Source organism: bacterium 336/3 (assembly GCA_001281695.1).
Lineage (GTDB): Bacteria > Bacteroidota > Bacteroidia > Cytophagales > Thermonemataceae > Raineya.
Map to the genome: position 1 here is coordinate 144,052 of LJIE01000002.1, position 12,794 is coordinate 156,845.

Sequence of the window (12,794 nt, forward strand, 5' to 3'; positions counted from 1 at the left end):
GTTTAAATACTTGATATTAAACAACTTGATTTTTGCATTTTTTTCAAATATAAAAAGTGTTGGGTTGAAAATTCAGCGAGGTGAGCGAAGGTTTGTGTGTGGAAGCTTTGAATTTTCTTGATTTTTTGGTTCTTTTTTCTTGATAAAAAAGAACAAGGACTCCATTAACTTATCAAAACAATAATAAATTTAAACAACCTTTTAGATTTTAAATATTTTTTCAGGAATTTTATAAACAATATAAGCAGAAAGCATACCCACAAGCCCCCCAACAATTACATCTGTTGGGTAATGGGCTGCCAGATAAATACGACTGAACGACACCACTCCAGCCCAGCCAAAAAGAAGATAAATAAATCGGTAATGTTTTCGTAAGGCAAGCCACCAAAACATGGCAAGCCCGAAAGTATTAGCAGCATGTGAAGAAGCAAATCCGTATTTTCCACCACAACCAGCAGGCAGATGCAGAACATTTTCCCAAGCAGAAACATGGCAGGGGCGTAAACGCTCAAAAAAAGGCTTCATCAAAGAAGACGTAATTTGGTCTGAAAGCACTACCACAAGCGTAATACCTACAATATAAAATACACTTTTCCGACCATACACCTTTATAAGCAGATACAACAAAAACACATAAAAGGGTATCCAGATACCTGTATGGCTTGCCCATTTCATCAAGAAATCAGCTGTTGGGTGATGCATTTCGTTTACCCACAAAACCACCGATTTGTCCCAAGCATCTATTGTTTCTAACATACTACTTAGTTTTGCGACTCAGAGAGTAGAAAACTTCCCTTTTCATAGATATTATGAACGTCAGGGCGTTTCATACTCAATTTTTCAGCAATATAAGATTTATTAGAAGCATCTACTATTATTTTTTGTGGGGAAAATTGAAGCCAATCTAAGTTTTTAAGCGAATTATTCTGAACTATCAGATATTTGGGTTGTATGGTATTGATTTTAGCAATATCCAATTTTTTGAGTGGTTCTTGCACAAATACAATGGTTTTACCTTTCCAAATCCATAATTTCCAAGTGTCAAAATCTTGCCACTTGGGGGGTGTATTGTAATGCTTTTCGGATGTTCCCAGTTCATCCAAAAGGTTTTTGGTATTAAAATTAAGCCTTCCAACATGGTTTTGCAGGGTACTATCTGTCCAAATAATGGACTTCTGCCCTTCAGTCAGGCTACAAGCCCACGCATTGCCCACACCATACACCACAAACACTTGCTGGCGTTGTTGAGTTGCATTTTTATAGATAGAGGATGCTGTCAGAAACACCAAAGAAAATGTACTCAGAGCCAGCCATTTGACTTTTCGTTTTTCAAAGAAAAAGATAAAACCCAGTAAAAACACACTCAAAGCCAAGGCTTCTTTAAAATCTAGTACCAAACTGGTTGTGGCATAATCGAGGTTTTCTACCTGAAATACTATTTTGTTGGTAACCCAGATTGTTTTTTCTAAAAACCAGCCCAGTAAAGTATTGAGATAAGGAACTGTTGATAGTGCCACCAAAGCCAAACCTACTACCAATACCACATTTCCCAAAGGTATAATGAGCAAATTGGCTAAAATTCCATAGGTTGGGTATTGATGGAAGTGATACAACGTAATGGGTAGGGTGAAAATCTGTGCTGCCACCGAAACTACAATAGTTTTCCAAATCCAGTCAGTCAGGTAATTTTGGGGCTGATAGGCCACATACATTTTCGGGAACAAATATACTATTCCCAAAACAGCCAAATACGAAAGCTGTAAACCCACATCCATCAGTAAAAACGGATTCCAACACAACAAAAAGAACAAAGAAACAGCCAACGTATTGAAGATATTACTGTTACGTTGTAAATTCTGAGCCAATACAATCATCGAAAACATCATCACAGCCCTAAGTACCGAACCCGAAAGCCCTGTAACAAAAGCATACATCCACAAAATTAGTAATACAATGCTTACAAAATAAATTTTACCATTTGGCAGTCGTTTGATTTTACCCAATAAAAACACCAAAATCATGTAGATAATCCCTACATGCATACCCGAAACAGCCAGTACATGCGTTACACCTGCATTGGTGTAGGCTTGTTTGAGATCTTCATCCAGATGATGTTTGACTCCCAACACCAACGCCGAAGCCATTCCATACTCCTGCTCCGAGTGGATATTTTTCTTGAGAGCTTTATCACAATATTGGCGAATCTGGATAGATGCGTATTCAAAATACTCATACCAAGCCATTTGACTTTCTACAAAAAGAAAATCTGTTTGTTTGATGTATTGTTGGTGGTAGATATTTTGGTAAGAAAGATATTTTCTGTAATTGAATTGTGCTTGATTGAGTGGGGCATTGATGAGTTGTAATTTATTTTTTGTGATAAAAACATCTCCAAAATCAGGCTTATGACTGCCTTTTTCAAGAAAAACGTTCACTTTATCAGTGGCTTTTACCCAACCTTTCTCATTTTTGACTTCATCTATCTGGCACACAAAATAATAGGTTTTGTTCTTTTCCAGTACCTCAGAAATGACACGAGCCTTGTATGCTTCAAAATGGTCTGTTTGTTGCAAAACATGATGTGGCAATCTCGAATCGTTGCGAAAATGAACAAGTAAAATTCCAAAAACAAAGATATTGGCAAGGGCAAGTCCTCCCATCAGAGGTGAGAAAGCGTGTTTTTTGTATTTTGGAATGCTCAAAAAGAGTAAAACATAGATAATTCCAAGTCCCAACCACACCCAAACCAACTGATTTGCGTTGAGTTCGGCAAAATGCCCAATCAATATTCCTACAATAAGAGCAAACAAAAACCTCACAAAATAAAGCCCTTGTAGGCTACTCTGTGAAGGTTCTTGGATTTTTGTAGTTTCCAACCATTTATTTTTTAAAAACTCTATTGCTTTGTTTGTCATTTTTCTAAAGTTTCAAACCAAGAACGCAACGCTCTTCGCTTAGGCTACGAATACCTTCTTGAATATTTAGCTCATTTTTAGCACTATAAAAAAGGCTGACATATTCTTTTTTGTATTCACGGCGTTTCATAGCTTCCAAAAAACGTCTGATTTCTTCTTCAGTTTCCAAAAGCAATTTCGGTACCAATGTTGGTTTTCCTTCATCATCTTTTGCAACCATTGTAAAATAACTCGTATTTGTGTGCCTCTGCTCCCCTGTTTTGATATTTTCGGCAGTTACCCTGATACCCACCACCAAAGAGGTTTTTCCTACATAATTCACAGATGCAGCAAACCTTACCAAGTCCCCTACTTCCACAGGGCTTAAAAACTCAACATTATCTACTGTTATGGTTACACAATAAGCCCCTGCATGTTTAGAAGCACAAGCGTAAGCTACTTTATCCATAATGGACAGGAGTATTCCTCCATGAATTTTACCTCCAAAATTGGCATAAGAGGGAATCATAAGTTCAACAAGCTCTGTTTGAGAGTATCGAACGGGTAAGGTTTCTGTAAGCATACTATTAAATATTTGTAAGGTCAATATTTTTTACTTCTTCTACAGAATTCAAGCTTTTTAGATATTCTATTGTTAAGGGACGTAAAGGAGAATCCATCTCGTAAAAATGACAAGCCATATCGTTTTTACCTTTTCTCGAAACACTCATGGTTGCAATATTGCAATCATCATGAGAAAGAACATTGGCTATAAAAGCTACAATCCCTCTTGTGTCGTCTGCAAGCACAATAAGTGTGTGTGAAGAAGCTGTAATATCTGCTCTAAATCCATTGAAAGAGGCTATATTAATTAATCCTCCTCCTCTACTTTCTCCAAGAATCTCCACAGATTTATCTCCTGCTGAAAGCTCCAACTTTACGGTATTTGGGTGATACAAAGAAGCATTTCCGATAGCCTTAAAAGTATAATCCAAGCCTTTTTCTTTGGCATAATCAAAGGATGTTTTGATACGAGTATCGTCTGTGGCAAAATCTAAAAGTCCAGCAATGATGGCTCTGTCACTGCCATGCCCTTCGTAAGTTTGAGCAAAAGAGTTATAAAAAGTGATGACTGCCTTTTGAGGTATTTCACCTAAAATTTTTACTGCTGTTCTGCCAATACGTACAACTCCAGCCGTATGAGAGCTTGAGGGACCAATCATGATGGGTCCAATCATATCGAAAATACTACTACGTTCACTCATAAAAACAATTAAGATTGCGTTTTGCAATATCCAATTACGCAGAATTTTGCCATCAAAAAAAGAGAATCTCAAATATTTTTATAATGTTTGTAAAAAACTTATCAAACTATGAACATAGAAAAAACTCTAGAACAACTTTATACACTTTTGGTGGGTTATACCCCAAAAATTGCAGGAGCTATTTTAGCATGGATTGTAGGAAGTTGGCTTGTTAGCAGAATTTCTATTATTTCAAGGAAAGCTCTTTTAATCCGAAATTTTGATCCTTCGATTAGTAAATTTCTAATCAGTTTAATTTCTATTGGACTCAAAGTCTTACTGTTATTCAGCATTGCAGGTATTTTAGGCATAGAAACCACTTCGTTTGTGGCAGTATTGGGAGCAGCCAGTTTGGCTGTGGGTTTGGCATTGCAAGGTAGTCTTTCCAATTTTGCAGGAAGTGTACTTATTTTGTTTTTTAAGCCCTATAAGGTTGGTGATATGATTACCTTTCAAGTTTTTACAGGGGTTGTCAGAGAAATACAAACTTTTAGCACAGTATTGGAAACTACTGAAGGGCAGATTATTATATTACCAAATGGGATTGTAGCTAATGGAGCTATTATCAATCAAACAGGAGGGCAACAACGAAGAGTAGAATACAAATTTAAAGTATCCAATGTACATGATTCTGAAATGGTAAAAGGTATTTTACTCAATATTGCAAAAACAGAAACTATGTTTTCGCAAGAACCAGCCCCCAATGTAGTAATTACAATGTTGGAAGATAATGCTTATTTTGCTTCTTTGGTTTGTTGGCTTGCCCCTGAAGATTATGTAAGTTCAGCTTCTCGTATTGCAGCAAACATCCATGAGAAAGTTCAGAGTACTTTTACAAAGCAGGGAATCGTAAATCCTCCTGCTTAATTATTTGCATTCATTGTACTTTTTTTTCAAAGTTTTTTCAAAATCCTCAGGAAAATGCTCATTCACTTCGTTTTTAGCAATAAAATCGATAGAGAATTGTATCATTTCGTAGCCCGCATAATTGGCTGTATTATGGGCGAAAAAAGTCCCTGAATCAGCCATATAGTTCCAAAAATCTAATATCACTTCTTGTTTATCAACATCTATCACATGGTATAAATCTGCTTCTATCCATCCTTCTTGTTCTTCATCAAAAATATTTTCAATACTTTCAATATTTCCCTCTCCAAAATACAATTCTGCACAAATTTTAATTTGTTCTTCTTGTACTGGAGTAAAACTATTCAAATTACCAGCTTCAGTGCTGTAGGTCTGAATGTGTTTAAAAATGATGTTTTCCATAATTTTTTATTTTTTAAATCATCAATACTCTCCAAATACTACATACAAGTAACATAACAAGTGTAACAGGTGTAAGCACTTTCCAAGCCAAATACATGAGTTGGTCGGTACGCAGGCGTGGGTAAGTCCAACGAACTACTACTTGTAAAAGCAAAACAATAATGGTTTTGCTACAAAGCCAAAATATAGCCCAAAAACCTGCTAAAAAGCTCCCTGTTTCACCAGTAGTCCATTCTGCAAGGCGTACACTGCCTATATTGGGCAAAGGTGTATTCCAGCCTCCAAAAAACAAGATAATTCCGAGCATACTTACAAGTATCATCATGGTATATTCTGCCAAGAAGAATATGGCAAATCGAAACCCAGAGTACTCTGTATGAAACCCACCTATAATTTCCGACTCGCCTTCGGGCAAATCGAAGGGGGCTCTGTTGGCTTCCGCAAGCGTTGTAATAAAAAACACCACATACACCACAAACAATAAAGGCATTTGAACAATATTCCATGTCAGAAAACCTCCTATGTGTGTTACTTCTACCCCTAACGCCTTGATACCAAATAAATAAATAGACTCCTGAGAACTAAGTCCTTGTCTTACAGCTATTTCTGTTAAATCTAAACTTTGAGCAAGTACCACTACACACAACACTGAGAGCACTAATGGAATTTCATAAGAAACAATTTGAGCAACTGAACGCATTGCTCCATACAAAGCAAATTTATTGTTAGACCCCCAGCCTGCCATCAATAAACCTACCACATCCAAAGAAACAATAGCAAGCAAGAAAAAAACACCTATTTCGATATGAGAAGCTTGTAAGCCTTTTCCCAAAGGTATCACAACCATTCCAGCAAAAATAGCAGGAAAAATGACAATAGGAGCAAGTAAAAACAGTTTTTTATCTGCTTGAGTAGGTACAATATCTTCTTTTTGTAAAAGTTTTAGTAAGTCAGCTACTGGTTGTAGCGTTCCAAATTTTCCTACTTCGGTGGGTCCCATACGATCTTGAATAAATGCTGCAAGTTTACGTTCTGCGTAAAATGTAATCAGTACCAAAACAAGCACTAAAGTCAGATAAGCCCCAAAGTATAAAACTGTTTCCAACATAAATTTTGAGTTTGCCAAAAATAAACTATTTTTGCGTCAATTTTACTAAAAAAACTCTAAAACATATGAAAATAGCTGTTGTCGGTACTGGTTATGTAGGCTTGGTTACTGGTACTTGTTTAGCAGAAACAGGTAACACTGTTACTTGTGTAGATATCAATGAAGAAAAAGTAAAGAAACTCCAATCTGGTGTTATTCCTATATATGAGCCTGGTTTAGATATTCTTTTTGACAGAAATATTGCTCAAGGTAGATTAAAATTTACCACCAATTTAGTAGAAGGCATTGAAGATGCAAAAATTATCTTTTTGGCATTGCCCACACCTCCAGGTGAAGATGGTTCAGCAGATTTGAAGTACATTTTAGGGGTTGCTGACGATTTAGGCAAAATCTTAAAAAATTATGTAGCAATTGTAGATAAAAGTACTGTACCCGTAGGAACTGCAGAATTGGTACATAAGAATATTGCCAAAAATGCAAAAGTAGAGTTTGATGTGGTTTCTAATCCCGAATTTTTAAGAGAAGGTGTTGCTGTTGAAGACTTTATGAAACCAGATCGTATTGTAATTGGTACAAGTTCTGATAGAGCTAAAAAGGTAATGGAACAATTGTATTTGCCTTTTGTAAGACAAGGCAATCCTATCATTTTCATGAGTGAACGCTCTGCTGAAATGACTAAATATGCAGCCAATGCATTTTTAGCTACCAAAATCACATTTATGAACGAAATTGCAAACCTATGCGAAAAAGTAGGTGCAAATGTAGATGATATTCGTAAAGGTATTGGTTCTGATACTCGTATCGGTAAGCGTTTCTTGTTTGCAGGTATTGGTTATGGAGGTAGTTGTTTCCCTAAAGATGTTCAGGCTTTAGCCAAAACTTCTGAAGACAGTGGTTACGATTTCAAAATTTTGAAATCTGTGATGAATGTAAATGACCTCCAAAAAACAAGATTACAAGAACCTCTTTCTAAATATTTTAATGGAGATTTAAAAGGTAAGCAAATAGCTATTTGGGGATTGGCTTTCAAGCCTTATACAGATGATATTAGAGAAGCTCCCGCTTTGGAAAATATCCAACATTTACTCAATTTGGGTGCTAAAGTAAGAGCGTACGACCCTGAAGCTATGGAAAATGTTCGCCATATATTTGGAGATAAAATCGAGTACGCAGATAGTCCTTATGGAGCTTTATTAAATTCAGATGCTCTCATGATTATGACAGAGTGGCCTGTTTTCCGTACCCCTGATTTTGAAGTAATGACAAGTCTTCTGAAAAATAGAGTTATTTTTGATGGCAGAAACTTATATGAGCCTCAAGATATACAAGCTTTAGGCTTTGAATATTACAGCATAGGTAGATAGTATGGCTAAAAAAGCTTCTATTGTTATAGGATTGGGCTTTGGAGACGAAGGAAAAGGTTTAACCACCTCTTTTCTTGGCTTCCAAAGCCCAAATTCTTTGGTGGTCAGATTTAACGGAGGACAACAAGCAGGACACACTGTTTGCATAGGAGAAAAAAAACATGTTTTTTCTAATTTTGGTGCAGGTACATTCCAAAATATTCCTACCTACTGGTCAAGATTTTGTACTTTTTCTCCTTCTGCTTTTATTACAGAACACAAAGTTTTAGAAAGTTTGGGAATATTTCCACAGATTTTCATAGACAATCTTTGCCCTGTAACAACTCATTACGATATTCTTTATAATCGTTTGTTAGAACAAAAACGTGGAAATCAGCGACATGGCAGTTGTGGAATGGGTTTTGGGGCAACCATTGAACGCCACGAAAACAGTCCTGTAAGGCTTTACGCTCAAGATTTAAGTTTCCCTGAAATTGTAAACATCAAGCTTAAAAGCATCAGGGCATATTACCACGAAAAACTTATCCAACAAGGCATTACAGATTTCTTAGAAATGCCTCACGAACAAGAAGACAACAGATTTCTTGGCTATTTATCTGAATTACAGAAACTTAAAAATTCTCAAAATATATCTTGGGTACACGAAAAAGATGTTTTTTCAGATATATACCCTTTTGAGCATTTTATTTTTGAAGGAGCTCAGGGTGTTCTTTTGGATATGGATTTTGGTTTTTTTCCGAATGTAACCAGAAGCAATACCACCTCCAAAAATGCTTTAGAGCTGATTACTCGAAATTCTAAAAGTAAAATCTCAGACATAAATATCTGGTATGCAAGCCGTTGCTATCATACTCGGCATGGAGCTGGCTGGTTTCCATTAGAAAATACTCGTCTCGATTTACAAAATACCGAAAACGAAACCAATCAACTCAATGATTATCAGGGTTTTTTCAGAAAAGCACCCCTCAATTTAGAGCTTTTGCATTATGCTTTGCAATGTGATAGCAATTTTTCAAAAGGATTACCTAAAAACTTAGTGCTTACCTGTGCTGACCAATTACCCAATCAAGAGTGTTTGGTGTGGGGAAATGGCTTGGAAAAAATGAATGTTTCAAGCCTTTCTAAAAGATTACAACCTCATTTTGAGAAACTTTTGGTAAGTTTTAGTGCAGATAGTGAGCAGTTACAAAATGATAACTCCATTTAAGTATTTTTATTAAGAAAAAACAAACAAATGTCGTATATTTGGGTGTTATACTTCATGTAATGGACAAAACTATACATATACAACAAACTTCTAAAATTGATAGGAAAAATTAACTTTGTTGTCTAACAATTTTAAATTTAAAGTATGCTTTTTGAAGAATACCAATATTTGAATTATCAGTTTCCTGAACCACAATATTTGGGTGCAAAGTACACTCTTTTACCTTGGATAAATCAATTCATACCTAAAAATACAAAAACGGCTATTGACGCTTTTGCAGGCTCTCAATCAGTTGGATATTTATTTAAACAGCTTGGTTACAAAGTGATTGCAAACGACTTTTTAAACTTTAATAACCAAATTGGGAAGGCTTTAATAGAAAACAGAAGTATAAAATTAGAGAAAGAAGATTTACTATTACTTTTCCAACCAGCAAAAAACAAGGACGAATTTAAGCTAATTGAAGATATTTTTACAAACGTCTTTTTTGAAAGAGAAGAAGCAGAATTTTTAGACAATTTTAGAGCAAATATTCCATTACTTGACAGCGAACTCAAACAATCACTTGCTTATACTGTAATCAATCGTAGTATGACAAGGAAAATAACAATGGGACATTTTGGACATACACAAGCATTGGTGTATGCAAACGACCCAGAAAGAATAAAGCGAAATAGAAGTTTGGTAAGACCTATAAAAGAAATTTTTGAAGAACTTCTGCCAAAATACAATAACTCAATATTTGACAATAAACAAGATAATAAAAGCTACAATCTGAACATTTTAGAATTGTTACCAAATATAGAAAACGTTGATCTAGCATATTTTGACCCACCTTATTGTTATAGTCATGCTGACTATCAAGGCTTTTATCATTTGCTCGAAACCTATACAGAATATTGGAAGGATAAAGAGTTTATCAACGGTATAAAACGATACGAACCACAACGTTTTAGTGGGTTTGACAAAAAACGAGATGTCATTTCCTCTTTTGAAAAACTGTTTGAATTATCAGAAAATATCCCCAATTGGCTAATCAGTTATAACAATAGAAGTTATCCCAAAATTGACGAATTTGAAAAATTAATCTCAAAGTTTAGAAATGTAAAAATTGAAACCAAAACCTATCAAAATGGTAGAGGTGGAAAAGGAAGTGTTGCAGGTAGTCAAGAAATACTATTTGTTTGCAGTCCTAAAAAGAAACATTTTGTTTCAAGCAATCTAAAAGAACAATTAGTAAATGAAGGATTTTAAATATTGGAAGAAGCTCCACGAAAGCGAAAAATTAGAAGAGTTCAGCCAAGATAAAACAGGTTTGTTATGGTTGAAAACTAAATCAATTGTTAGAAAAGAGCTTATCGTAGATTTTCTTGCAAATAATAAAATTCAGCTTAAAGAAACAGCTTTGGCAAAGCAATTCATAGAGTTGTTTGATTTGTTATGTCTAGATATAGAAAACTCAAATAAAAAGTTGAACGACTTTATCAAGGCTGAAAACATCAAACAAGTTAAAGGACTTGACACAACCCAATTGGTTTCTGAACTCTACAAACTTAAAAACTTTGACTGGGGTGGTGACTACCAAAACTCATTGGACAAATATTTGGTAAGTAGGTATGTAAAAGTTCATAAATCTTTTGATACACTAATTTCAAAATTCGAAACTGAAATCAATGTTGCTGTTCAAGGCTATGTATTGAATAGTTGGTATAACCATTGGAGTAGTATTTTAATTGAACATATTTTCAAATCTCATTCAGCAGTATTACCAACAGTCGGTCAAATCAAAAGCGTTGATTTTTTTATAAATGATGTACCTTTTGACTTAAAAGTTACTTATTTACCAGCAGAATATATCAAAACAAAACGTAAGGAAAAAGGCTATCCTGTTGAACTTACCTATTTAAAAAAGAAAGCACAAGAGGCAAAAATCAGTTTTGATAAGAAAGCAAAACCAGCAGACATTTCGTATGAAATCATTGAAAAAATGAAAAATAGAAATGATACATTTTGCATTGAAGTATTGACAACTTTGAAAAACGAGAAACTACAAATTTTAAAGGAAGTTCAAAATAATCCTAAAATATTAGCAACTTGGCTCTATGAAAATCAAGGCGAAATGCGTTTTGGTTCTGAAAATCGTTTATTCCTTGTACTTGTGGACACTGACGACTTTGGTAACTCATGGAAATTGAAAAGAAACCTTGACCTTTTGAAGCCAACAATTATCAACTACTTGGATAATTTCAAAAACAAGAAAATTGATGACTTAAAAGTAAATTTTGAGTTTAAAGGTAAACCTCAGACTTTTACTGCATTGGCAGATGTAATATTTGTAGTAAAGTAATTGAACAAAAAATACAGGACATAATAAGTAGATTTTAAAGAATTTCTTATACAAAATAAATATATATAAATTCATTAATCTTCAACTATTCAAAAAGTCCCCATTTAAGTTCAATAATATCCATTTTCATAGTATTAAACACAAAAGCCCCAAATTAGATTTAGGGCTTTTATAATTTATCATTGATAACTGATAATCAAATTATTATTTTCCAACTTTTACAATTAAGTCAGCAATACGGCTAGAATAACCATATTCGTTGTCGTACCAGCCTACTACTTTTACAAGTGTACCCATAGAAGCTGTCATCTCAGCATCAAAAATACAAGAATGAGTATTTCCAACGATGTCAATAGATACGATAGGCTCATCTGTATATTCCAAAATGCCTTTCAAAGCACCATGAGCAGCAGCCTTCATCACAGCATTGATTTCTTCTTTGGTTGCAGGTTTTTTCAAAACTACTGTAAGATCAGTCAATGAACCATCAGGAATAGGCACACGCATTGCTACACCATCCAATTTACCTTTTAGGTGAGGCAATACCAAACCTACTGCTTTTGCTGCACCTGTAGAGGTAGGAACAATAGAATAAGCAGCAGCTCTTGCTCTACGTAAATCTTTGTGAGGAGCATCTTGAAGGCTTTGGTCTGATGTATAAGCGTGGATGGTTGAGATATATCCAGCCTCGATACCAAAAGCATCATCCAATACCTTTGCCATAGGAGCAAGACAATTGGTTGTACAAGAAGCATTAGAAATAATTGTTTCTGAACCTGTTAGGGTATGTTCGTTTACACCCAATACCACAGTAGGAATATTTCCAGATGCAGGAGCAGAAATGATTACTTTTTTAGCACCAGCTGTGATGTGTCCGCCAGCACCAGCCTCATCTACGAAGCGTCCTGTAGATTCAAGAACAACATCTACATTAAGTGTACCCCAAGGAAGATTTTTAGGGTCTCTTTCAGCGTAGATACGAATTTTTTGACCGTTTACAATCAAATTTTCGCTATCATAGCCAACTTCTCCTGCGAATTTACCATGTACGGAATCGTATTTGAGTAAGTGGGCTAAAGTTTTTGTATCAGTAAGGTCATTGATTGCAACAACCTCTATTTCGGATTTGCCGAGCATAGCTCTGTAAGAAAGCCTGCCAATACGACCAAAACCATTAATAGCAACTCTAACTTTTGACATTATCTAGTTTGCTTAAAATTGTGAAACAAATACTAAAATTTGCCCGCAATATTACAGATAAAAATTAGATTTTAATAATAGTGCCTCTGAATTTGTTTATA

General features: G+C 35.0%; 12 protein-coding genes. 5 read left to right on the plus strand and 7 right to left on the minus strand.

From position 1 onward, the window contains the following. Positions 1-201: 201 nt before the first annotated feature. From AD998_19935 to AD998_19950, 4 genes are read right to left on the minus strand one after another with little or no spacing between them, the layout of a single operon-like run. Complete coding sequence (locus AD998_19935) at positions 202-756, minus strand: hypothetical protein (GenBank protein ID KOY84702.1); 555 nt, start codon at positions 754-756, stop codon at positions 202-204. 5 nt (positions 757-761) lie between these two features. Further along, entirely contained in the window at positions 762-2,915 is a 2,154-nt protein-coding gene (locus AD998_19940; protein ID KOY84703.1) for a hypothetical protein, read from the minus strand. Positions 2,916-2,919: 4 nt separating this feature from the next. Further along, complete coding sequence (locus AD998_19945; GenBank protein KOY84747.1) at positions 2,920-3,477, minus strand: thioesterase; 558 nt, start codon at positions 3,475-3,477, stop codon at positions 2,920-2,922. Between the two features lie 4 nt (positions 3,478-3,481). Continuing rightward, a complete protein-coding gene (locus AD998_19950) occupies positions 3,482-4,159 on the minus strand; it encodes a serine dehydratase (protein ID KOY84704.1) in 678 nt (225 codons plus the stop codon). 108 nt (positions 4,160-4,267) lie between these two features. Here AD998_19950 and AD998_19955 point away from each other — a divergent pair, with 108 nt between their 5' ends. Further along, positions 4,268-5,065: a hypothetical protein gene (locus AD998_19955; protein KOY84705.1), complete on the plus strand. Its 798-nt coding sequence runs from the start codon at positions 4,268-4,270 to the stop codon at positions 5,063-5,065. On the opposite strand, the gene AD998_19960 is transcribed toward AD998_19955, so the two are convergent. Together AD998_19960 and AD998_19965 are read right to left on the minus strand one after the other, a co-directional pair. Next, complete coding sequence (locus AD998_19960) at positions 5,066-5,467, minus strand: hypothetical protein (protein KOY84706.1); 402 nt, start codon at positions 5,465-5,467, stop codon at positions 5,066-5,068. It lies immediately after the preceding gene. A gap of 13 nt (positions 5,468-5,480) precedes the next feature. After that, positions 5,481-6,575 (minus strand): NADH-quinone oxidoreductase subunit H, encoded by a 1,095-nt coding sequence (locus AD998_19965; protein KOY84707.1) that lies wholly within the window; start codon positions 6,573-6,575, stop codon positions 5,481-5,483. Between the two features lie 65 nt (positions 6,576-6,640). On the opposite strand from AD998_19965, the gene AD998_19970 reads away from it, so the two are divergent. The 4 genes from AD998_19970 (at position 6,641) to AD998_19985 (ending at position 11,493) form a co-directional block, all read left to right on the plus strand. Continuing rightward, on the plus strand, positions 6,641-7,939 hold the full coding sequence (locus tag AD998_19970; GenBank protein KOY84708.1) for a UDP-glucose 6-dehydrogenase: 1,299 nt from the start codon (positions 6,641-6,643) through the stop codon (positions 7,937-7,939). Between the two features lies 1 nt (position 7,940). Next, positions 7,941-9,146, plus strand: coding sequence for a hypothetical protein (locus AD998_19975; GenBank protein ID KOY84709.1), 1,206 nt, complete (start codon positions 7,941-7,943; stop codon positions 9,144-9,146). Between the two features lie 144 nt (positions 9,147-9,290). Then, on the plus strand, positions 9,291-10,400 hold the full coding sequence (locus AD998_19980) for a DNA methyltransferase (GenBank protein ID KOY84710.1): 1,110 nt from the start codon (positions 9,291-9,293) through the stop codon (positions 10,398-10,400). Further along, complete coding sequence (locus AD998_19985) at positions 10,387-11,493, plus strand: hypothetical protein (GenBank protein KOY84711.1); 1,107 nt, start codon at positions 10,387-10,389, stop codon at positions 11,491-11,493. Before AD998_19980 ends, AD998_19985 begins: the two co-directional genes overlap by 14 nt. A 204-nt stretch (positions 11,494-11,697) precedes the next feature. Here the strand turns inward: AD998_19985 and AD998_19990 are convergent, their stop codons facing one another. Next, positions 11,698-12,693, minus strand: coding sequence for a glyceraldehyde-3-phosphate dehydrogenase (locus tag AD998_19990; protein ID KOY84712.1), 996 nt, complete (start codon positions 12,691-12,693; stop codon positions 11,698-11,700). Between the last annotated feature and the right edge of the window lie 101 nt (positions 12,694-12,794).